Raw genomic sequence first — 21,915 nt, 5'->3', positions numbered from 1 at the left:
TCGTCTCCTTTGCCCTCTTCTATGCCGTTGCCGCGGACACCCGGCCAGCATGCAGCGGCACCTGGCGTCGGCGCAAGCCGACAGTTCGCTCGCGTTCGATCTGCGGCTCACACCAAAGTCTTACCCCTCTCAAAGAAGATCGAACTCAACGACAGCTGCTGTTTAAGATCCGCATCCGACGCCCCGGGCATCCGATCCGGGCGCGGACACGCTTGAAAAAATTGGAGGGAAATCAATGGGCATCAGGGACACGCTCGGGCATGCGCTGCTCGACAACGACAAGCTTCATTTCAGCACCGCAGAGACGCTCACGGCCGACGAGCAATGGCTGGTCACGCTGAGCGCACCGCTGTCCGCGTTCAACGGCGATTTCGTGAATGCCGTGGCCACCGGAAAAGACGACGGCGAGCTGCGCGAGGGCATCGCCGAAGTCTGGAACGTGCACGACCGCGAGAGCTTCGAGGAAACGGCCCGTTGGCTCGCAGACGAAGGACAGCGTTCGACCTACCTGTCCACGTGGCAGGCCGTTGCCGCGATCGACGAGGCAACCCAGAGCACGCCGGCTGTGCTGCGGCTGGTCATGGATGCATGGTTTCCCGCGTTCTTCCAGATCAAGGCGCGCAAGAGCCTGGACTACCGCGCGCTGGCGGCCGAGAGCGGGCGGTCGGTGACTGACCTGACCCAGTTGACGGCGGGCAGTTCAAGCTGGGTCAATGCCTTGCGCAAGCACTTCAAGACTTCACCGCCCCAGATCACCAACCTGGTCGCCTGGGATGCCGTGCGATTGGCGAGCCTGTCGCGGTGGGCGGTGCAGTTGGGATTCATCGAGCGCGGGGAATTCGCGGGCTTCGCCGGCGCGCTGAATTTGCAAGTGCGCGAGGCCTATGCCGACTGGTCGCAGGTGAGTGCCGCGTACATTGCCGCAGGCCTGATCTGGCGCTATTCCGACGCTCGCGAGGAGCACCTGCTTCGCACGAACCGCATGCTGCTGAGCGACGCCCGCAGCCCCTACCGCAGCGTGCCCTTCCGCTGACATCGGCGGCACCAACGAAAACGGCACCCGAAGGTGCCGTGTCGTGGAATTGTGGTGGGCGGTGGAGGTTTCGAACCTCCGACCCCAGCAGTGTGAATGCTGTGCTCTACCCCTGAGCTAACCGCCCGTGGCACGCGGATGCAGTGCCGTGGAAATCAATCGCGCTGTGTGCGAAGCCTTCGATTATGCCACAGCATTTTCGCCATTTTGGCGAAACAGCGTGCGGCCGCCGCTGGATTTGTCGAGCTGCGACAACACCGCCTCGTGCGCGGCCAGCTCTTGCTCGCCGGCCGTGATCACCGGCAGCTCGAACTGGCTAAGGTCGATCGCCACCACGGTGGTGCCCTGTGCCGGCTCGTTCGATGCCACGTCGATCAACAGCGCATCCTGGCCGCGCGTGAGATTGATGTAGACGTCGGCCAGCAACTGCGCGTCGAGCTTGGCGCCGTGGAAGGTGCGGTTCGAGCGGTCGACGCCGAAACGGTCGCACAGCGCGTCCAGCGAGTTGCGCTTGCCCGGGTAGACCAGCTTGGCCATGGCCAGCGTGTCGGTCACTTCACCCACGAAGCTGCGCAGCAGCGGCAGGCCCGCGCGCTCGAACTCCTTGTTGAGGAAGCCGACGTCGAAAGCCGCGTTGTGGATGATGATTTCGGCACCGCGCAGGTACTCGATGATGTCGTTGCCCAGCGTGGCGAACTTCGGCTTGTCGCGCAGGAAGTCGGTCGTCAGGCCGTGCACCTTCAGCGCGTCTTCATGGCTCTCGCGCTCGGGGTTGAAGTAGATGTGCAGGTCGTTGCCGGTGAGCTTGCGGGCGAACAGCTCCACGCAGCCGAGCTCGATGATGCGATCGCCGTTCTCTGCAGAGAGACCGGTGGTTTCGGTATCGAGGACGATCTGGCGCGTCATGCGTGCCCCCTGTCTCGGCACTTCGTGTCCTCGCCGCCCCCCGAGGGGGTGCGAGCTTGCTTGGGGCGGCCCGGCGCGGCGCTCATCAGTGATTTTCCTTGGCGTGGTTGATCGAGTACTTCGGAATCTCGATCGTCACATTCTCCTGCGCCAGGATCGATTGGCAACTCAGGCGCGATTGCGGCTCCAGGCCCCAGGCGCGGTCGAGCAGGTCTTCTTCGCCCTCTTCCGCTTCGTTGAGCGAGTTGAAGCCCTCGCGCACGATCACGTGGCAGGTGGTGCAGGCGCAGCTCATCTCGCAGGCATGCTCGATGTTGATGTGGTTGTCCAGCAGCGCCTCGCAGATCGAGGTGCCGGCGGGCGCGGTGATCTCGGCGCCTTGCGGGCAGTACTCGGGATGCGGGTAGATCTTGATCGTGGGCATGTTGTTGTTCTAGAGGGATTCGACCTTGCGGCCGGCAAGGGCGCGCGCAATGCCCGCGTTCATGCGCTGGGCGGCGAAGGCTTCGGTGTCGTTGGCCAGCGTCTTGGTGGCGGCCTCGATGGCGGCGGCTTCGCTGCTGCCCTTGGCAGCTTCGCGCAGCCGGGCCATCGACGCGTCGATGACGGCGCGCTCATCTTCGTTCAGCAGATCGCCATCGGCATCGAGCGCGCTCTGCGTGGCGAGCAGCATGCGGTCGGCATCGACGCGCGCCTCGACGAGCGCGCGGGCCTGCATGTCCTGCTGCGCGGTGGAGAAGCTCTCCTGCAGCATCGTTGCGATCTGGTCGTCGGAGAGTCCATACGACGGCTTGACGGCCACGCTCGCCTCGACGCCGCTGCCCTGCTCCTTGGCGCTCACGCTCAGCAGGCCATCGGCATCGACGGTGAAGGTCACGCGGATGCGCGCCGCGCCGGCCGCCATCGGCGGAATGCCGCGCAGCGTGAAACGCGCGAGGCTGCGGCAGTCGGACACCAGGTCGCGCTCGCCCTGCACCACGTGCAGCGCGAGGGCCGTCTGGCCGTCCTGGTAGGTCGTGAAGTCCTGCGCCATCGCGGTCGGGATGGTCTGGTTGCGCGGCACGATGCGCTCGACCAAACCGCCCATCGTCTCGATGCCGAGCGAGAGCGGGATCACGTCGAGCAGCAGCAGGTCGCCCGCGCCGTTGTTGCCGGCCAGTTGGTTGGCCTGGATCGCCGCGCCGAGCGCGACGACTTCGTCCGGGTTCAGGTTGACCAGCGGCTCGCGGCCGAAGAATGCGGCCACCGCCTCGCGGATCTGCGGCATCCGGGTGGAGCCGCCGACCAGCACGATGCCTTGCAGGTCGTCGGCCTTGAGCTTCGCATCGCGCAGGGCCTTGCGGACGGCGGCGATGGTCTTGTCCGTGAGCGGCTTGGTGGCCGCGTCGAACTGCGCGCGCGTCAGGTCGAACTGCGCAGCGCCGCCGGCCACGTCGGCGTGGAAGGCCACGGTGTCCGAATCGGTCAGCGCTTCTTTCGCAGCGCGGGCCGCGACCAGCACAGCGGCCTTGTCGCTGTCGTTGCCGACTTTCATGCCGGTTTGCGCGAGCACGAAATCGGCGAGCGCGTGATCGTAGTCGTCGCCGCCGAGTGCCGAATCGCCGCCGGTCGCGATGACCTCGAACACACCCTGGGTCAGCCGCAGGATCGAAATGTCGAAGGTGCCGCCGCCGAGGTCGTAGACCGCGTAGACGCCTTCGCTGGCGTTGTCCAGGCCGTAGGCGATGGCCGCGGCGGTGGGTTCGCTGATCAGGCGCAGCACGTTGAGGCCGGCCAGTTGCGCCGCGTCCTTGGTGGCCTGGCGCTGGCCTTCGTCGAAGTAGGCCGGCACGGTGATGACGGCGCCGTAGAGTTCGTCGTCGAAGGTGTCTTCGGCGCGGAAACGCAGCGTGGCCAGGATCTCGGCGCTGATCTCGACCGGCGACTTCTCGCCCACCGAGGTCTGCACCTTCACCATGCCACCCTCGTCGCCGCCGATGCGGTACGACATGGCATCGCGGTTCCCGATGTCGGCCAGCCCGCGGCCCATGAGGCGCTTGACCGAAGTGATGGTGTTGGCGGGGTCCTGCGCGCGAGCGGCGAGCGCATCGAAGCCGATCTGCCGGCGGTCGCCCTCGAGGTAGCGCACAGCCGAGGGCAACAGCACGCGGCCCTGGTCGTCGGGCAGGCACTCGGCCACGCCGTTGCGCACCGCGGCCACCAGCGAATGCGTGGTGCCCAGGTCGATGCCCACGGCAATGCGGCGCTGATGCGGATCGGGCGCTTGGCCGGGTTCTGAAATCTGAAAAAGAGCCATAAGGGCTTATTGTCCCAACTGATCGAATTTGGCTTCGACGTCTTCGCCGAAGCGCTCAATGAACATGAGGGCTCTCACCTGCTGCGCGGCGGCGGGGTAGTCGCCCTTCTCGTCGATCAGCCAGTCGAGCGACGACAGCACGCGGGCGCGGCCGGCATCGACTTCGGCCTGCAGCTTCTCGACCGCGGCGATGTCGCCTGCATCGTCGAGCGCCTCGCGCCATTCCATCTGCTGCATCAGAAAATCGGGCGGCATCGCCGTGTTGTTCTCGGCGTTCAGTGGCGCGTCGTGCAGCTCGCAGATGTAGCTCGCGCGGCGGATCGGGTCCTTCAGCCGCTGGTAGGCCTCGTTGATGCGCACCGACCACTGCATGGCCACGCGCTGCGCCGCGGCGCCCTGCGCGGCGAAGCGGTCCGGGTGGGCCTCGCGCTGCAGCTCTTTCCAGCGCGCATCGAGCGCGGTGCGGTCCTGCGCGAAGGTCGCCGGGACGGCGAACAGTTCAAAGTCGGTGTCGTTCAGGTTCATGGCAAGAAAAAACCGCCAGCACATGACATGGTGGCGGCTGTGGTCGCGGTCAGCGACGACGCATCAGATGCGAAAGCTTTCTCCGCAGCCGCAGCGATCGCGCTCGTTCGGATTGATGAACTTGAAGCCTTCGTTCAGGCCCTCGCGCACGAAGTCCAGTTGCGTGCCGTCGATGTAGGCCAGGCTCTTCGGGTCGACCAGCACCTTCACGCCGTGGTCTTCGAACACCACGTCTTCAGGCGTGAACTCGTCGACGTACTCGAGCTTGTAGGCCAGGCCCGAGCAGCCGGTGGTCTTCACGCCCAGCCGCACGCCCACGCCCTTGCCCCGTTTGCCGAGGTAGCGGGTGACGTGGCGCGCAGCGGCTTCGGTCAGCGTGACGGCCATTTCAGTGAACAGCTTCGGCGGCCGGCTCGGCGGTCTTGGCGCCGTGCTTGGCCTTGTAGTCGCTCACGGCCGCCTTGATGGCGTCTTCCGCGAGGATCGAGCAGTGGATCTTGACCGGCGGCAGCGCCAGTTCTTCGGCGATCTGCGCGTTCTTGAGCGCAGCCGCTTCGTCCAGCGTCTTGCCCTTGACCCATTCGGTCACGAGCGAGGACGAGGCGATGGCCGAGCCGCAGCCGTAGGTCTTGAAGCGCGCATCTTCGATCACGCCGGTTTCGGGGTTGACCTTGATCTGCAGCTTCATCACGTCGCCGCAGGCCGGCGCGCCGACCATGCCGGTGCCTACCGAGTCGTCGCCCTTTTCGAAGGAGCCGACGTTGCGGGGGTTTTCGTAGTGGTCGATGACCTTGGAAGAATATGCCATGGTGTACCTCTCAAACTTTGTTCAATCGTGGAGCCTCGGGGCGGGCCGTTCGTGTCTGCGTTCGTGTCAGTGGGCCGACCACTGGATCGTGCTGATGTCGACGCCGTCCTGGAACATCTCCCAGAGGGGGCTCAGCTCGCGCAGCTTGGCCACGTTGTGCTTGATGGTCGAGATGGCGTAGTCGATTTCTTCTTCGGTCGTAAAACGGCCGATGGTCATGCGAAGACTGCTGTGGGCCAGTTCGTCGCTGCGGCCGAGGGCGCGCAGCACATAGCTGGGTTCCAGGCTGGCCGAGGTGCAGGCCGAACCCGACGACACCGCCAGGCCCTTGATGCCCATGATCAGCGACTCGCCTTCGACGTAGTTGAAGCTCATGTTCAGGTTGTGCGGCACACGGCGTTCGAGGTCGCCGTTGATGAACACCTGTTCGACATCCTTCAGGCCATCGAGCAGGCGCTGCTGCAGGCGGCGCGCATGGGCGATGTCGTCCTTCATCTCGAGCTTGGCGATGCGGTAGGCCTCGCCCATGCCGACGATCTGGTGCGTGGGCAAGGTGCCCGAGCGCATGCCGCGCTCGTGACCGCCGCCGTGCATCTGCGCTTCGAGGCGAATGCGGGGCTTCCGGCGCACGTACAGGGCGCCGATGCCCTTGGGGCCGTAGGTCTTGTGCGAGGCGAGGCTCATCAGGTCGATGGGCAATTGCGTGATGTCGATATCGACCTTGCCGGTGGCCTGGGCCGAATCGACGTGGAAGATCACGCCCTTTTCGCGGCAGACGTTGCCCAGCGCGACCACATCTTGAATCACGCCGATCTCGTTGTTCACGAAGAGCACGCTGGCCAGGATGGTGTCGGGGCGGATCGCCGCCTTGAACTTGTCCAGATCGACGAGGCCGTTTTCCTCGACGTCGAGGTAAGTGACTTCGAAGCCCTGGCGCTCGAGCTCGCGCATGGTGTCGAGCACAGCCTTGTGCTCGGTCTTCAGCGTGATCAGGTGCTTGCCCTTGCCCTTGTAGAACTGGGCCGCGCCCTTGAGAGCGAGGTTGATGGACTCGGTGGCACCCGAGGTCCAGACGATCTCGCGGGGGTCCGCATTGATCAGGTCCGCCACCTGGCCGCGCGCCTTCTCGACCGCCTCTTCAGCTTCCCAGCCCCATGCGTGACTGCGCGACGCCGGGTTGCCGAAGTGCTCGCGCAACCAGGGAATCATGGCGTCGACCACACGCGGGTCGACCGGCGTGGTCGCGCCGTAATCGAGATAGATCGGGAAATGAGGAGTGACGTCCATGGCTGGCTCGGGCTGGCGTGGGGGGTTGTTCTTTGATCTGGGCTTCTCTCGCAGCTGCGCCCGAAGGCGCTTGCCGCGATTCAGGGCATCAGGACTTGGCGAAGACGTTGCCGAGGGCGAACACCGAATTCGGCGCATTCACGCGAATCGGCTTGACCACAGGCTGGGCCGAGATCGCGCGCTTGACGACCGGCTTGTTTTCGATCTGCACGCCCTTGGCGATCTGGTCGTCTACCAGCTTCTGCAGGGTGACGGAATCGAGAAACTCGACCATGCGCTGGTTCAGCGAAGCCCACAGCTCGTGCGTCATGCAGCGGCCGGCTTCGCCGAGGCAATTTTCCTTGCCGCCGCATTGCGTGGCATCGATGGGTTCATCGACGGAAACAATGATGTCGGCCACCGTGATGTCCGCAGCCTTGCGGCCGAGGCTGTAGCCGCCGCCGGGACCGCGGGTCGATTCGACCAATTCGTGACGGCGCAGCTTGCCGAACAGTTGTTCGAGGTACGACAACGAAATCTGCTGCCGCTGACTGATTGCAGCCAAGGTGACCGGACCGGTGTTCTGGCGCAGGGCCAGATCGATCATGGCGGTGACCGCAAAACGGCCTTTGGTAGTGAGACGCATCGCAAGCTCCTTCAAGTGCTTACCGTTGAAATGACACCTTGGTCCTGGACCGCGGTGACTTCGTCTCCGCCCTGCCCGACCCTTGACACTGGTGAACCAGTCGGTAGGAGTCGGTCCTTCATCGCGAAGTTCTAGTTTTTGTTGTTGAGTGTTTCGGTCAAGTATAGCAGAAGGCCCTCAACTCTGCTGGGGTAAACCCCAGCGCCAACCCCTTGAAGAACGCGGACTTCCGGCCTACGACGGCAGGATTGCGATGTTGTCGCCGCCCGCAGCCCCGAACGCCTGCTCGCGCAGCAGCGCCAGCTGGTCCCGAACCCGCGCCGCCTTCTCGAATTCGAGGTTGCGTGCGTGTTCGAGCATGAGCTTCTCCAGCCGCTTGATTTCCCGCGCGATGTCCTTCTCGCTCATGTCCTCGACCTTGGCGCGCTCCAGGTCGAGCTTGGCCATTTCCTTGCCGGTCTTCTCGCTGTAGACCCCGTCGATCAGGTCGCGCACCTGCTTGACGATGCTGCGCGGCGTGATGCCGTTGGCCTCGTTGTGGGCAATCTGGCGGGCGCGGCGGCGCTCGGTCTCGTCGATGGCCTTCTTCATCGATTCGGTCATGCGGTCCGCATACAGGATCGCCTTGCCGTTCAGGTTCCGCGCCGCGCGGCCGATGGTCTGGATCAGCGAACGCTCCGCGCGCAGGAACCCTTCCTTGTCCGCATCGAGGATCGCGACCAGCGACACCTCGGGAATGTCCAGGCCTTCGCGCAGCAGGTTGATGCCCACCAGCACGTCGAAGGTGCCCAGGCGCAGGTCGCGCAAGATTTCCACCCGCTCGACCGTGTCCACATCGCTGTGCAGGTAGCGCACCTTGACACCGTTGTCACCCAGGTAGTCGGTCAATTGCTCGGCCATGCGCTTGGTCAGCGTGGTGATGAGCACGCGCTCGTTCTTGTCGACGCGAATGCGGATCTCGCCCAGCACGTCGTCCACCTGATGCGTGGCGGGACGCACCTCGACCTCGGGATCGATCAGGCCCGTGGGCCGCACCAGCTGCTCGACGACGTTGCCCGAATGGTCTTTTTCGTACTGCGCCGGCGTGGCCGAGACGAAGATCGCCTGCCGCATGCGCTTCTCGAATTCCTCGAACTTGAGCGGCCGGTTGTCCATCGCCGAAGGCAGACGAAAGCCGTACTCGACCAGCGTGGTCTTGCGTGCCCGATCGCCGCTGTACATCGCGTTGAGCTGGCCGATCATCTGGTGGCTCTCGTCGAGGAACATCAGCGCGTCCTTCGGGAGATAGTCCGTCAGCGTGGCCGGCGGATCGCCCGGCGCCGCGCCCGAGAGGTGGCGCGAGTAGTTCTCGATGCCCTTGCAGTGACCGATCTCGGCCAGCATCTCCAGGTCGAAGCGGGTGCGCTGCTCCAGGCGCTGCGCCTCCACCAGCTTGCCCTGCCCCACGAATTCCTTCAGGCGCTCGGACAGTTCGATCTTGATGGTCTCGACCGCGCCCAGCACCTTGTCGCGCGGCGTCACGTAGTGGCTCGACGGGTACACGGTGAAGCGCGGGATCTTCTGGCGGATGCGCCCCGTGAGCGGGTCGAACAGCTGCAGCGACTCGATCTCGTCGTCGAACAGCTCGATGCGGATCGCCAGTTCACTGTGCTCGGCCGGAAACACGTCGATCGTGTCGCCGCGCACGCGGAACGTGCCGCGCGCAAAGTCTTGTTCATTGCGCGTGTACTGCATGCGGATCAGCCGGCTGATCACGTCGCGTTGCCCGATCTTGTCGCCCACCCGCATGATGAAACGCATCTGCGTGTAGTCCTCGGGCGTGCCGATGCCGTAGATGGCGCTCACCGTGGCCACGATGACCGTGTCGCGCCGCTCCAGCACGCTCTTGGTGGCCGACAGGCGCATCTGCTCGATGTGCTCGTTGATCGAGGAGTCCTTCTCGATGAACAGGTCGCGCTGCGGCACGTAGGCCTCGGGCTGGTAGTAGTCGTAGTAGCTCACGAAGTACTCGACCGCGTTCTTCGGAAAGAACTCGCGGAACTCGCTGTAGAGCTGCGCGGCCAGGGTCTTGTTGGGCGCGAACACGATGGCCGGGCGGCCCAGCCGCGCGATCACGTTGGCCATGGTGAAGGTCTTGCCCGAGCCCGTCACGCCCAGCAGCGTCTGGAACACCTCGCCGTCGATCACGCCCTCGACCAATCCGTCGATTGCCTTGGGCTGGTCGCCGGCCGGCGGATACGGCTGGAAAAGCTCGAACGGGGAGTCGGGGTAGCGGATGAATTCGCCCTGTTTCGCCGGCCCGATCGGGTCCAGTTTCTTCAGGTCTGCTATGGCTTCGGTGTTCTCTGGCATGGCTGTTCCCGACAGGTGGCGATGGCGCCGGTAAAATTCAAGGCAACCGGAAAGCGTAGCGCAAGTCCGGTTGCCAGCGAAGCTTTCATCCCAAAGGACCTTTCCATGTCTATGTTCACCGCGGTCGAAATGGCACCGCGCGACCCGATCCTCGGCCTCAACGAGCAATTTGCCGCCGATACCAACCCCAACAAGGTCAATCTCGGCGTCGGCGTCTATTACGACGACAACGGCAAGCTGCCCCTGCTCCAGTGCGTGCAGGCCGCAGAGCAAGACATGATGAAAGCGCCCTCGGCGCGCGGTTATCTCCCCATCGACGGCATCGTGGCGTACGACAACGCCGTGAAGACGCTGGTTTTCGGTGCCGACAGCGAACCCGTGCAATCGGGCCGCGTGGCCACCATCCAGGCCATCGGCGGCACCGGCGGCCTGAAGGTCGGCGCCGACTTCCTGAAGAAGCTCAACCCCAAGGCCAAGGTGCTGATCAGCGACCCGAGCTGGGAAAACCACCGCGCCCTGTTCACCAACGCGGGCTTCGAAGTCGACAGCTACCCCTACTACGACGCCGCCAAGCGCGGCATCAACTTCGACGGCATGCTGGCCGCGCTCAACGCGGCGCCCGCGGGCTCCGTCGTCGTGCTGCATGCCTGCTGCCATAACCCTACCGGCTACGACATCACGTCCGAGCAGTGGGACCAGGTCGTTGCCGCGGTCAAGGCCAAGGGCCTCGTGCCCTTCCTGGACATGGCCTACCAGGGCTTCGGCTACGGCCTGAAGGAAGACGGCGCGGCCGTCGCCAAGTTCGTCGAAGCGGGCCTCACCTTCTTCGTCTCGACCTCCTTCTCCAAGAGCTTCAGCCTCTACGGCGAACGCGTGGGCGCCCTCTCGGTGCTGTGCGAGAACAAGGAAGAAGCCGGCCGCGTTCTGTCGCAACTCAAGATCGCCATCCGCACCAACTACAGCAACCCGCCGATCCACGGCGGCGCCGTGGTGGCCGCGGTGCTCGGCAATGCCGAACTGCGCGCCCTGTGGGAAAAGGAACTCGGCGAGATGCGCGTGCGCATCAAGGCTATGCGCCAGAAGCTGGTCGACGGCCTGAAGGCCGCGGGCGTGAAGGAAGACATGGGCTTCATCACCACGCAGATCGGCATGTTCAGCTACTCGGGCCTCACCAAGGACCAGATGGTGCGCCTGCGCAATGAGTTCGGCGTGTACGGCACCGACACCGGCCGCATGTGCGTGGCCGCGCTGAACAGCAAGAACATCGACTACGTCTGCGCGTCGATCGCCAAGGTCATCTAGGTGACACCGGTGTGAAGGAATCCGTCTTCCGGCGATTCCTTCACATCTTTCGCAGGAATCGGCCCCTTTCGCGGGGTCGGACTAGGGGTTAGGCCCCCTGCATGGCGGCAGATGCGCTGATATATTGCACTGCAACAATCCACTCCAAGACCCGCAATGCTCTATCAACTCTACGAAGCCCAGCGTTCCCTGATGGAGCCGTTCTCGGACTTCGCGCAGGCGGCCTCCAAGCTCTACGGCCAGGGCGCCGTGTGGGGCCAGTTGCCGATGGCACAGCGCATGGCCGCCGGCTACGACCTGCTCTACCGCCTGGGCAAGGACTACGAGAAGCCCGAGTTCAACATCAAGTCGGTGAAGGTCGATGGCGAAGAGGTCGTCATCCAGGAGGCCGTCGAGCTCGACAAGCCCTTCTGCGAACTGCGCCGCTTCAAGCGCTTCACCGACGAGCCGCACATCCTCAAGACGCTCAAGAGCCAGCCCGTGGTGCTGATCGTGGCGCCGCTGTCGGGCCACTACGCCACGCTCCTGCGCGACACCGTGCGCACCATGCTGCAGGACCACAAGGTCTACATCACCGACTGGAAAAACGCCCGCCTCGTGCCGATGTCGGAAGGCGAATTCCACCTGGACGACTACATCAACTACGTGCAGGAGTTCATCCGCCGCCTGCAGGCCGAGTATGGCAACTGCCACGTGGTCAGCGTGTGCCAGCCCACCGTGCCGGTGCTCGCGGCCGTCTCGCTCATGGCCAGCCGCAAGGAAGCGCTGCCGCTCACGCTGACGATGATGGGCGGCCCGATCGACGCGCGCAAGTCGCCCACCGCGGTCAACAACCTCGCGATGAACAAGAGCTACGAATGGTTCGAGAACAACGTGATCTATCGCGTGCCGCAGGGCTTTGCGGGTGAAGGCCGCCGCGTGTACCCGGGCTTCCTGCAGCACACCGGCTTCGTCGCGATGAACCCCGACCGCCACGCATCGAGCCACTACGACTACTTCAAGGACCTCATCAAGGGCGACGACGCCAGCGCCGAGGCCCACCGCAAGTTCTACGACGAGTACAACGCCGTCCTCGACATGGACGCTGACTACTACCTGGACACCATCCGCACCGTGTTCCAGCAGTTCGAGCTCGTGAACGGCACCTGGGACGTGAAGAACCCCGAAGGCCAGATCGAGCGCGTGCGTCCGCAGGACATCCGCACGGCCGCGCTGCTGACGGTCGAAGGCGAGCTGGACGACATCTCCGGCTCGGGCCAGACCGAAGCCGCGCACAGCCTGTGCACCGGTGTCGCCGACTCCAAGCGCGAGCACTACGAAGTCAAGGGCGCGGGCCACTACGGCATCTTCAGCGGCCGCCGCTGGCGCGACCTCGTCTACCCGAAGCTGGTGAAGTTCATCGCCGCGAACGACCAGCCGCAAAGCCGTGCCGGCGCGCGCGAAAGCCTCGCGGCCGAAGACCGCGTCAAGCCGGGCCAGAAGGTCGCTGCTGTTGCGGCCAAGAAAACGCCGGCCGCAAAGAAGGCTGCCGTGGCCGCCCCCGCCAAGAAACCCGCGGCCGCTGCCAAGAAGCCCCGCGCCAGCGCCGCGCGCTGAGGCGCGCGCAACCTCAAGTGAACGGGCTGGCCGCACGCATCAACGTCGCACTGCCGCAAACGCAGTGCACACGGTGCGGCTACCCCGATTGCGCCGGCTACGCGCAAGCCATCGCCGATGGCGAAGCGGACATCAACCAATGCCCGCCGGGCGGCGCCGAGGGCATCAACCGCCTCGCACAGCTCACCGGCCGCCCCGCGCTGCCGCTCGATCCGCAATTCGGCACCGAAGGCCCGCGCGCCATGGCCGTCATCGACGAGGCCTGGTGCATCGGCTGCACGCTCTGCCTCGACGCCTGCCCGACCGATGCCATCGTCGGCATCAACAAGCGCATGCACACGGTGATCGAGGCGCACTGCACGGGCTGCGAACTCTGCATTCCGGTCTGCCCGGTCGACTGCATTTCGCTCGAAGTCGAAACGCCGGGCCGCAGCGGCTGGCAGGCGTGGTCGCAGGCGCAGGCCGAAGCCGCGCTGCAACGCTACAAGCTGCACGGCCAGCACCGCGATGCGGCAAAACGCGAGGCTGAACCGACACCCGCCGTCTCCGAGCCCCAAGCCGCCGACACACGCAAGCGCTCCATCGTCGAAGCCGCGCTGGCGCGAGCCCGCGCCGCGGCCGAGCAACGCGAAAAAGCCAAACCCCAGTCATGACCCTCGACACCCTGCTGATCTACGTCGTCGCCTCGCTCGCACTGGCCGTCATACCCGGCCCCACGATGCTGCTGGCGCTGTCCAACGGCATCGAGGGCGGCATGCGGCGCGCGAGTTGGGGCATCGCGGGCGCGTCGCTCGGCAGCACCACGCTGATCGCGGTCGTCGCGCTCGGGCTGGGTTCGCTGCTCGCGGCGTCGGAGCTGCTTTTCAACGCGATCCGGATCGCGGGCGTCGTCTACCTCGTGTGGCTGGGCATCAAGCTCTGGCGCAGCGACGCGACCGACCTCGGCACGGCGCTCGCCAAGTCCGCCGTCGAGGTCCGCCCGCATGGCCGCATGGCCCTCGTGCGCAGCCTGCTCGTGGCGCTGTCGAACCCGAAGACGGTGCTGTTCTTCGCCGCCTTCCTGCCGCAGTTCATCGACATCACCCAGCCGCAAGGCCCGCAGTACCTGCTGCTCGGCGCGATCTTCGTGGTGCTCGACACCTGTGTGATGCTGGCCTACGCGGCCGCCGGCACGCAGGCCGTGCGCTGGCTCTCGCGCCGCGGCCTCAAGGTGCTGAACCGCAGTTGCGCGGCCGGCATGTGGCTGCTGGCGGCCACGCTGGCGTTCTGGCGCCGTCCGGGCACCTGAGGGCGTTCAGCCCTTCAGTTCTTTTTCGGGCGCTTGAAGAGCAGCAACAGCACCCCGGCCAGCACGACCGCCACCGCATACCACTCGAAGCGCGTGACGGTCTCGTTGGCGATCCACACGCCCAGCAGCATCGCGATCACCGGGTTCACGAAGGTGTAGCTCGCCGCCAGCGCGGCCGGCGCCTTCGCGAGCAGCACCATGTAGGCGTTGAAGGCGATCAGCGAACCGAACACCACCAGGTACAGCCAGGCCCAGACGGCCTGGGGCGCCGGTGGCCACGCGAGGCTCTCGCGCGAGACGGCCGCCAGCACCAGCAGCACCACCCCGCCGCAGATCATCTCGCTCGCAAAGCCCATCGCGCCGGGCGCGAGCGGCAGGCTGCGCTGGCTCAGCACGCTGCCCATCGACCAGCAGATGCAGGCAATCGAAATCGCCGCCAACCCCGCGGGCGACGACTGGAAGCCGCTGCCCTGCGTGAGCATCAGCACGCCGATGAGCCCGAGCGCGATGCCGGCCGCCTCCATGCGCGTCGGCTTGATGCCCCAGATCAAATTGAGCAGCGCGATCAGCAGCGGCACCACCGCGATGAAGGCCACCACGAGCCCCGAGCCGATCGTGACTTCGGCATGCGCTGTGCCGCCCATGCCGCCGCCCAGCATCAACGCGCCGACCACCAGCGCATTGCGCCACTGCAGTTTCGAGGGCCACGCGGCACCGCGCCAGCGCATCCACGCGGCCAGCAGCAGTCCCGCGAACAGGAAGCGCGATCCCATCTGCAGGAACGGCGGAAAGCTGATCAGCGCGTACTTGATCGCCAGATACGTCGAGCCCCAGACCACCCAGGTGGCGGCGAGGCAAAGCCACAGCAAAGGCGGTAGCGCGCCGCGGTTGGCACCGGGCGCGGCGGGAGCGGCAAGGGTTGGCATATCGAGGAGTCTCTTGTTTTATTGGTACTGAAGCGCCGCCCATGGTATGAAAGCCGGCTTCGGTGAACCATGGACATTCCACGGTTCTGCCGCTCCATCACCGTCGATTTAAAGGAGTTCCATGGACTTCACCTTGAACCCCGCGCTTGACGCTCACGACACGCGCATCCTGGCTGAATTGCAGAGCGATGCGCGCCTCACCATGGCCGAGCTCGGCCGCCGCGTGCACCTGAGCCAGCCGGCCGTGACCGAGCGCGTGAAGAAACTGGAGGCCGCAGGCGTCATCAGCGGCTATCGCGCGACCGTCAACCTCGGCAAGCTGGGCTACGGCATCCGCGCGATCATCCGCGTCGGCCGCGCCGACTACGACCATGTCGTGAAGCTGGTGCAGGACACGCCCGAATGCGTGAACGCCTACAACGTGACCGGCGAGGACAGCTGGATCCTCGAGATCGCAGTGATCGACGTGAGCCACCTCGACGCGGTGGTCACCAAGTTCTGCATCCTCACCGAGACCGCGACCTCGATCATCCTGAACCCGGCGCGCGAGCACCAGCCGATGCTGCCGCCGCACCGCTCGGATGTGCGGCCGCCGATCAGGAAGGTACTCAACGCGTAGCTGAAGCGAGCGCGCTGAAGGCCTTCACCACCTCGGGCGGTGCCTGCACCATCTCGATCAGCACGCCCTCACCGGCGATCGGAAATTCGTCGTTCGCCTTCGGGTGCAGGAAGCAGATGTCAAAACCGGCCGCGCCCTGGCGAATGCCGCCGGGCGCAAAGCGCACGCCCTGCGCCGTGAGCCATTCGACGGCCTTGGGCAGGTCGTCGATCCACAGCCCCACGTGGTTGAGCGGCGTCGCGTGCACCGCGGGTTTCTTGTCCGGGTCCAGCGGCTGCATCAGGTCGACCTCGACCTTGAACGGCCCGCTGCCCATCGAACAGATGTCCTCGTCGACGTTCTCGCGCTCGCTCTTGAAGGTGCCGGTGACTTCGAGCCCCAGCATGTCGACCCAGAGCTTCTGCAGGCGCATCTTGTCGAGCCCACCGATGGCGATCTGCTGGATGCCCAGCACCTTGAAGGGACGCGCCGCGGCCGTCATGCGCAGACCTCCACCGTTTCGGTGGTCGCGGTGCGGCGCGACTGCAGGCCGAGCTTGCGCAGCAGCTGCACGTCGGCATCCACATCGGGGTTGCCGGTCACCAGCAGCTTGTCGCCGTAGAAGATTGAATTCGCGCCGGCCATGAAGCACAGCGCCTGCACCGCGTCGCCCATCTGCTGGCGCCCGGCAGACAGCCGCACGCGCGCGGTCGGCATCGTGATGCGCGCGACCGCGATCATGCGCACGAAGTCGAAGGGATCGACCGGCTCCGAATCGGCCAGCGGCGTGCCCGGCACGCGCACCAGGCTGTTGATCGGCACCGACTCCGGGTACGGATTCAGGTTGGCCAGCTGCGCGATCAGCCCTGCACGGTGCACCGGCTGTTCGCCCATACCGACGATGCCGCCGCAGCACACGCTGATGCCGGCGCTGCGCACATGGGCCAGCGTGTCGAGCCGGTCCTGGTAGCTGCGCGTGTCGACGATGTCGGTGTAGTACTCGGGCGCGGTGTCCAGGTTGTGGTTGTAGTAATCGAGGCCCGCGGCCTTCAGCTGGTGCGCGTGGTGCGGCTCCAGCATGCCGAGCGTGGCGCAGGTCTGCATGCCGAGGCCCTTCACCGCCTCGACCAGCACGGCCACCTTCTCCACGTCGCGGTCCTTCGGCGCGCGCCATGCGGCGCCCATGCAGAAGCGCGTGGCGCCCGCGTCCTTGGCAGCCTGCGCGGCGCGCAGCACCTCGTCGACCTCCATGAGTTTTTGCGCCTTCACGCCGGTGTCGAACTCGGCCGACTGCGGGCAGTAGCCGCAGTTCTCGGGGCAGCCGCCGGTTTTGACCGAGAGCAGCGTCGCCAATTCGATGTCGCCTTCGGGAAAATGCTCGCGGTGCACCGTCTGCGCCTCGAACAGCAGGTCCATCAGCGGCTTGTCGAGCAGCGCCTGGATCGCCTCGACCGACCACGGGCCTTGCGGCGTCAGCGGCTTTGCGGGCCGGTGCAGCGTGATCGTCTGTTGCAGGTCGTTGGCACCCATCAGTTGAACTCCAGAATGATTTGGTCGACAGCGAGCGATTCGCCCTTGCCCGCCGAGATTTTTCCGACCACGCCGTCCTGCGTGGCGAAGAGCACGTTTTCCATCTTCATGGCCTCGATCACGGCCAGCTTCTCGCCCGCGCGCACCTGCTGCCCCGGTTGCACCGACACCTCGACCAGGAGGCCCGGCATCGGCGACATCAGGAACTTGCTCAGGTCCGGCGGCGCCTTGTAGGGCATGAGTTCGAGCAGGCGCGCGCCCAGCGGCGACAGCACCATGGCCTCGATCTGCGTGCCGTCGTGCGACACGCGCAGCGCCAGCGGATTCTTGCCCGCGCCGCGCTCGACCTGCGCGGTGAAGGGCTTGTCGTTGACCATGCCCTGCACACGGATCGCGCCGAGCGCGAAGCTGCTGTCGATCTTGTAGCTCTTGCCGCCCACGGCCACCGCGCTCGCGCCGGTCTTGCCGTGGAAATCGGTGACCGACACGGGGTGCTGCACATGCTTGCCCTCGGGCCCGAGCTCCACCACCACGAACTGCTCGCCCACCTTCACGCCATGGCCCGCGAGCTGCCCGCTGATGCCGGAGGCGCGCGCGCGATAGCGGCGGTGCACATAGGCTGCGAGCGCGACGAGGAACGACGGATCGGCGTGCGGCACGTCTTCCGCGTGGAAGCCCTTGCCGTAGTGCTCGGCGATGAAGCCGGTGTTGAAATCGCCCGCCACGAACTTCGGATGCGCGAGCAGCGCGGCCTGGAACGGGATGTTGCTGCTGATGCCGCGGATCACGAAACCGTTGAGCGCCTCGCGCATGCGGGCAATCGCATGCTGGCGGTCCTTGCCGTGCACGATGAGCTTGGCGATCATCGAGTCGTAGTACATCGGGATCTCGCCGCCGTCGTACACGCCGGTGTCCACGCGCACGCCTTGCAGATGCGCCGTGTCGCTTGCGAACATCGTCTCGGCCGGCGGCTGGAACTTCACCAGGCGCCCGGTCGAAGGCAGGAAATTGCGGAACGGGTCTTCTGCGTTGATGCGGCACTCGATGGCCCAGCCGTCGCGCTTGACCTCTTCCTGCGTGAGAGGCAGTTCTTCACCGGCCGCGACGCGGATCATCAGCTCGACCAAGTCCAGCCCCGTGATGCATTCGGTGACCGGGTGCTCCACCTGCAGCCGCGTGTTCATCTCCAGGAAATAAAAGCTCTGGTCCTTGCCGACCACGAACTCCACCGTGCCCGCGCTCTGGTAGTTCACCGCCTTGGCCAGCTGCACCGCCTGCGCACCCATGGCCTTGCGCGTCTCGTCGCTGATGAAGGGCGACGGCGCCTCCTCGATCACCTTCTGGTGGCGCCGCTGGATCGAGCACTCGCGCTCGTTCAGGTAGATCACGTTGCCGTGCGAATCGCCCAGCACCTGGATCTCGATGTGGCGCGGCTCCTCGACGAACTTCTCGATGAACACCCGGTCGTCGCCGAAGCTGTTGCGCGCTTCGTTCCGGCACGAGGTGAAGCCCTCGAAAGCATCCTTGTCGTCATAGGCCACGCGCAGGCCCTTGCCGCCGCCACCGGCCGAGGCCTTGATCATCACGGGGTAGCCGATGTCCTTGGCGATTTCCACGGCGCGCTCAGCCGTCTCGATGGCGTCGTTCCAGCCCGGAATGGTGTTGACCTTGGCCTCGTTCGCGAGCTTCTTGGAGGCGATCTTGTCGCCCATCGCCGCGATCGAATAGTGCTTCGGTCCGATGAAGGCAATGCCCTCTTCCTCGACCTTGCGCGCAAAGGCTTCGTTCTCCGAGAGGAAGCCGTAGCCCGGATGCACCGCCTCGGCGCCTGTCTCTTTGCACGCCGCGATGATGCGGTCGGCCTGCAGGTAGCTCTCGCGGCTGGGCGCGGCGCCGATGTGCACGGCCTCGTCGGCCAGCTCGACGTGGCGCGCTTCCTTGTCGGCGTCGGAGTAGACGGCGACGGTGAGGATGCCCATCTTCTTGGCCGTTTGAATCACGCGGCAGGCGATTTCACCGCGATTGGCGATCAGGATCTTCTTAAACATCTGTGGTCTCCGCGGTGAAATCGCCGCACGCTTCGCGTGCCAAGCAATGTGACTTCGTCGCTGCGCCGCTGCGCGGCTGGTCACCGCGGTTGGCGATCAGGATCTTCTTGAACATGTTCTTCTTCTCCTTGCCGATCACAGCGGAATGTTCCCGTGCTTGCGCCACGGGTTCTCGAGCTTCTTCTCGCGCAGCATCACCAGCGAGCGGCAGATGCGCTTGCGCGTCTCGTGCGGCAGGATCACGTCGTCGATGTAGCCACGTGCGCTCGCCACGTAGGGGTTCGCAAAACGCGCCTTGTATTCGGCTTCGCGCGCAGCCAGCTTCTCGGGGTCGTTCTTGTCTTCGCGGAAGATGATTTCCACCGCGCCCTTGGCGCCCATCACCGCGATCTCGGCGCGCGGCCAGGCGAGGTTGACGTCGCCGCGCAGGTGCTTGGATGCCATCACGTCGTACGCGCCGCCATAGGCCTTGCGCGTGATGACGGTGATCTTGGGCACCGTGCACTCCGCGTACGCGTAGAGCAGCTTGGCGCCGTGCTTGATGATGCCGCCGTACTCCTGACCCGTGCCGGGCATGAAGCCGGGCACGTCGACGAAGGTGATGACCGGGATGTTGAACGCATCGCAAAAGCGCACGAAGCGCGCGGCCTTGATGCTGCTCTTGATGTCCAGGCACCCTGCCAGCACCAGCGGCTGGTTCGCCACGATGCCGACCGTCTGGCCTTCCATGCGCGCGAAGCCGATCACGATGTTCTTCGCGTAGTCGGGCTGCAGCTCGAAGAAGTCGCCGTCGTCCACCACCTTGAGGATCAGCTCCTTGATGTCGTAGGGCTTGTTCGGGTTGTCGGGCACCAGCGTGTCGAGCGAGTAGTCGGGCCGGTCGGCCGGGTCGCCCTGGCCGTTGTTGCCCAGGCGCACGGGCGGCTTCTCGCGGTTATTGAGCGGCAAGTAGTTGTACAGGCGGCGCAGCATCATCAGCGCCTCCACGTCGTTCTCGAACGCCATGTCGGCCACGCCGCTGCGGGTGGTGTGGGTGATGGCGCCGCCGAGCTCCTCGGCCGTCACGGTCTCGTGCGTCACGGTCTTCACCACGTCGGGGCCGGTGACGAACATGTAGCTGGAGTCCTTCACCATGAAGATGAAGTCGGTCATGGCCGGCGAATACACCGCGCCGCCCGCGCACGGGCCCATGATCATGCTGATCTGCGGCACCACGCCCGAGGCCATCACGTTGCGCTGGAACACGTCGGCATAGCCGCCCAGCGACGCCACGCCTTCCTGGATGCGCGCGCCGCCCGAATCGTTGAGGCCGATGACCGGTGCGCCGACCTTCATCGCCTGGTCCATCACCTTGCAGATCTTCTCGGCATGCGCTTCGCTGAGCGCGCCGCCGAAGACGGTGAAGTCCTGGCTGTACACGAACACCAGGCGGCCGTTGATCATTCCGTAGCCGGTGACCACGCCGTCGCCGGGGATCTTCTGCTCGGCCATGCCGAAATCGACCGAGCGGTGCTCGACGAACATGTCCCACTCTTCGAAGGTGTTGTCGTCCAGCAGCAGCTCGATGCGCTCGCGCGCGGTGAGCTTGCCCTTGGCGTGCTGCGCGTCGATGCGCTTCTGTCCGCCGCCCAGGCGCGCCTTGGCGCGGCGCTGTTCGAGTTGTTCAATCAGTTCTTGCATGGTGTGCTTCCGAAGCTGTGGTCGTGTGAATGGGGTGTGCTGTGCGGTGCTGTCAGCGGCTGGCGGTGATGGCCGCCGCCGCGAGCAGCTGGCGCGCCACGGTCGATGCCGGCAGCGCGCCCTGCGCCACCTGCTGGGTCAGTTGCGGCAGCAGTTCGCGCACCTGCGGGTGGTGCCTGAAGGCGTGCTTGAGGCCCGCGTCGATGCGCTCCCACATCCACGCGGTGGCCTGTTTTTCGCGGCGCCTGGCGAGCTTGCCGTTGGCGGTCTGCAGCGATCTGAATTGGGTGACGGCTTCCCAGAAGGCATCGACGCCCGTGCCCGCGAGCGCGCTCAGCTGCAGCACCCGGGGCAGCCAGAAGCGCACCTCCGCGCCGCTGTGCGCGTCGTGCACCGCATGCGCGTGATCCGGGTTGCCCTGGTGGCCGAAGAGGCGCAGCGCCGAGGTGATCTGGGCCTGCGCGCGCGTGGCGGCGTCCTTGTCGATGTCGGCCTTGTTGATGACCACGAGGTCCGCGAGCTCCATCACGCCCTTCTTGATCGCCTGCAGGTCGTCACCGGCGTTGGGCAACTGCATCAGCACGAACATGTCGGTCATGCCGGACACCGCGGTCTCGGACTGGCCCACGCCCACGGTCTCGACGATCACGACGTCGTAGCCCGCGGCCTCGCACACCAGCATCGCCTCGCGCGTCTTCTCGGCCACGCCGCCGAGCGTGCCGCTCGACGGGCTCGGGCGGATGTAGGCGCGCTCGTGCACCGAGAGCCGCTCCATGCGCGTCTTGTCGCCGAGGATGGAGCCGCCGGACACGGTAGACGAAGGGTCGATGGTGAGCACCGCGACGCGATGCCCCTTGTCGATCAGCAAGAGGCCCAGCGTTTCGATGAAGGTCGACTTGCCCACCCCTGGCACGCCCGAGATGCCGAGGCGAAACGAATGGCCGGTGCGCGGCAGCAACGCGGTGAGCAGTTCGTCGGCCTGGGTGCGGTGGTCGGCCCGCGTGGATTCGAGCAGCGTGATCGCCTTGGCGATCGCGCGCCGCTGGATGGGTGCAGCGTCCGAAACAACGCCGTCCAACAAAGCGGATGGCGCCAAGGATCGGGACGAAACAGTA

General features: G+C 65.6%; 22 protein-coding genes and 1 tRNA gene. 6 read left to right on the top strand and 17 right to left on the bottom strand.

All coding sequences use genetic code 11. The features are described 5' to 3' along the window. The first annotated feature begins 235 nt into the window (after window positions 1-235). Window positions 236-1,033 (top strand): DUF1266 domain-containing protein, encoded by a 798-nt coding sequence (locus JC881_RS13135; protein ID WP_198786141.1) that lies wholly within the window; start codon window positions 236-238, stop codon window positions 1,031-1,033. A 52-nt stretch (window positions 1,034-1,085) separates the two neighbouring features. Here JC881_RS13135 and JC881_RS13130 read toward each other — a convergent pair. From JC881_RS13130 to uvrB, 10 genes are all read right to left on the bottom strand, one after another. Further along, window positions 1,086-1,160: transfer RNA gene (locus tag JC881_RS13130), tRNA-Val, on the bottom strand. A gap of 56 nt (window positions 1,161-1,216) precedes the next feature. Next, entirely contained in the window at window positions 1,217-1,939 is a 723-nt protein-coding gene (gene dnaQ / locus JC881_RS13125; RefSeq protein ID WP_198786140.1) for a DNA polymerase III subunit epsilon, read from the bottom strand. Window positions 1,940-2,024: 85 nt separating this feature from the next. Beyond that, window positions 2,025-2,363, bottom strand: coding sequence for an ISC system 2Fe-2S type ferredoxin (gene fdx, locus JC881_RS13120; protein WP_013542153.1), 339 nt, complete (start codon window positions 2,361-2,363; stop codon window positions 2,025-2,027). A 9-nt stretch (window positions 2,364-2,372) separates the two neighbouring features. Then, window positions 2,373-4,235 carry a Fe-S protein assembly chaperone HscA gene (hscA, locus tag JC881_RS13115; protein ID WP_198786139.1) on the bottom strand — a complete coding sequence of 621 codons (1,863 nt, stop codon included), beginning with the start codon at window positions 4,233-4,235 and terminating at the stop codon, window positions 2,373-2,375. A gap of 6 nt (window positions 4,236-4,241) precedes the next feature. Next, on the bottom strand, window positions 4,242-4,760 hold the full coding sequence (hscB, locus tag JC881_RS13110) for a Fe-S protein assembly co-chaperone HscB (RefSeq protein ID WP_198786138.1): 519 nt from the start codon (window positions 4,758-4,760) through the stop codon (window positions 4,242-4,244). Window positions 4,761-4,823: 63 nt separating this feature from the next. Further along, window positions 4,824-5,147, bottom strand: coding sequence for an iron-sulfur cluster assembly protein IscA (iscA, locus tag JC881_RS13105; RefSeq protein WP_007828190.1), 324 nt, complete (start codon window positions 5,145-5,147; stop codon window positions 4,824-4,826). 1 nt (window position 5,148) lies between these two features. Next, window positions 5,149-5,568, bottom strand: a complete 420-nt coding sequence (iscU, locus tag JC881_RS13100; protein WP_198786137.1) for a Fe-S cluster assembly scaffold IscU — start codon at window positions 5,566-5,568, stop codon at window positions 5,149-5,151. Between the two features lie 66 nt (window positions 5,569-5,634). Beyond that, window positions 5,635-6,855, bottom strand: coding sequence for an IscS subfamily cysteine desulfurase (locus JC881_RS13095; RefSeq protein ID WP_198786136.1), 1,221 nt, complete (start codon window positions 6,853-6,855; stop codon window positions 5,635-5,637). An 88-nt stretch (window positions 6,856-6,943) separates the two neighbouring features. Next, the gene (gene iscR / locus JC881_RS13090; protein WP_093237517.1) at window positions 6,944-7,480 is read right to left on the bottom strand and encodes a Fe-S cluster assembly transcriptional regulator IscR; all 537 of its coding nucleotides are present in this window, start codon (window positions 7,478-7,480) and stop codon (window positions 6,944-6,946) included. Between the two features lie 234 nt (window positions 7,481-7,714). After that, window positions 7,715-9,832: an excinuclease ABC subunit UvrB gene (gene uvrB / locus JC881_RS13085; protein WP_233101745.1), complete on the bottom strand. Its 2,118-nt coding sequence runs from the start codon at window positions 9,830-9,832 to the stop codon at window positions 7,715-7,717. Window positions 9,833-9,937: 105 nt separating this feature from the next. On the opposite strand from uvrB, the gene JC881_RS13080 reads away from it, so the two are divergent. The 4 genes from JC881_RS13080 to JC881_RS13065 all read left to right on the top strand — a co-directional run bounded on the left by JC881_RS13080 (window position 9,938) and on the right by JC881_RS13065 (window position 14,018). After that, window positions 9,938-11,134, top strand: coding sequence for an amino acid aminotransferase (locus tag JC881_RS13080; RefSeq protein ID WP_198786135.1), 1,197 nt, complete (start codon window positions 9,938-9,940; stop codon window positions 11,132-11,134). 156 nt (window positions 11,135-11,290) lie between these two features. Continuing rightward, a complete protein-coding gene (locus JC881_RS13075; RefSeq protein ID WP_198786134.1) occupies window positions 11,291-12,730 on the top strand; it encodes a polyhydroxyalkanoate depolymerase in 1,440 nt (479 codons plus the stop codon). A 17-nt stretch (window positions 12,731-12,747) separates the two neighbouring features. Beyond that, window positions 12,748-13,383 (top strand): RnfABCDGE type electron transport complex subunit B, encoded by a 636-nt coding sequence (locus JC881_RS13070; RefSeq protein ID WP_198786133.1) that lies wholly within the window; start codon window positions 12,748-12,750, stop codon window positions 13,381-13,383. Further along, window positions 13,380-14,018 carry a LysE family translocator gene (locus tag JC881_RS13065; RefSeq protein WP_198786132.1) on the top strand — a complete coding sequence of 213 codons (639 nt, stop codon included), beginning with the start codon at window positions 13,380-13,382 and terminating at the stop codon, window positions 14,016-14,018. The genes JC881_RS13070 and JC881_RS13065 overlap by 4 nt, the downstream gene beginning before the upstream one ends. A 14-nt stretch (window positions 14,019-14,032) precedes the next feature. Here the strand turns inward: JC881_RS13065 and yedA are convergent, their stop codons facing one another. Then, window positions 14,033-14,944, bottom strand: a complete 912-nt coding sequence (gene yedA / locus JC881_RS13060) for a drug/metabolite exporter YedA (RefSeq protein ID WP_198786131.1) — start codon at window positions 14,942-14,944, stop codon at window positions 14,033-14,035. Between the two features lie 121 nt (window positions 14,945-15,065). Between yedA and JC881_RS13055 the strand changes: the two genes are divergently transcribed. Then, window positions 15,066-15,563 carry an Lrp/AsnC family transcriptional regulator gene (locus tag JC881_RS13055; RefSeq protein ID WP_198786130.1) on the top strand — a complete coding sequence of 166 codons (498 nt, stop codon included), beginning with the start codon at window positions 15,066-15,068 and terminating at the stop codon, window positions 15,561-15,563. On the opposite strand, the gene JC881_RS13050 is transcribed toward JC881_RS13055, so the two are convergent. Genes JC881_RS13050 through meaB form a run of 6 tightly spaced genes read right to left on the bottom strand, consistent with a single transcriptional unit; the run spans window position 15,553 to window position 21,896 of the window. Then, window positions 15,553-16,044 (bottom strand): VOC family protein, encoded by a 492-nt coding sequence (locus JC881_RS13050; RefSeq protein WP_198786129.1) that lies wholly within the window; start codon window positions 16,042-16,044, stop codon window positions 15,553-15,555. The genes JC881_RS13055 and JC881_RS13050 overlap by 11 nt on opposite strands. Next, on the bottom strand, window positions 16,041-17,072 hold the full coding sequence (gene bioB, locus JC881_RS13045) for a biotin synthase BioB (protein WP_198786128.1): 1,032 nt from the start codon (window positions 17,070-17,072) through the stop codon (window positions 16,041-16,043). The genes JC881_RS13050 and bioB overlap by 4 nt, the downstream gene beginning before the upstream one ends. After that, complete coding sequence (gene accC / locus JC881_RS13040; protein WP_198786127.1) at window positions 17,072-19,120, bottom strand: acetyl-CoA carboxylase biotin carboxylase subunit; 2,049 nt, start codon at window positions 19,118-19,120, stop codon at window positions 17,072-17,074. Before accC ends, bioB begins: the two co-directional genes overlap by 1 nt. Next, window positions 19,113-19,235, bottom strand: a complete 123-nt coding sequence (locus tag JC881_RS32585) for a hypothetical protein (protein WP_269823163.1) — start codon at window positions 19,233-19,235, stop codon at window positions 19,113-19,115. The genes accC and JC881_RS32585 overlap by 8 nt, the downstream gene beginning before the upstream one ends. A gap of 20 nt (window positions 19,236-19,255) precedes the next feature. Beyond that, window positions 19,256-20,800, bottom strand: a complete 1,545-nt coding sequence (locus tag JC881_RS13035) for an acyl-CoA carboxylase subunit beta (RefSeq protein WP_198786126.1) — start codon at window positions 20,798-20,800, stop codon at window positions 19,256-19,258. A gap of 52 nt (window positions 20,801-20,852) precedes the next feature. Beyond that, window positions 20,853-21,896: a methylmalonyl Co-A mutase-associated GTPase MeaB gene (gene meaB / locus JC881_RS32425; protein WP_233101761.1), complete on the bottom strand. Its 1,044-nt coding sequence runs from the start codon at window positions 21,894-21,896 to the stop codon at window positions 20,853-20,855. Between the last annotated feature and the right edge of the window lie 19 nt (window positions 21,897-21,915).

It is taken from the genome of Variovorax sp. IB41 (assembly GCF_016405905.1).
Lineage (GTDB): Bacteria > Pseudomonadota > Gammaproteobacteria > Burkholderiales > Burkholderiaceae_C > Variovorax.
This window is presented reverse-complemented; position numbering and strand designations above follow the sequence as displayed.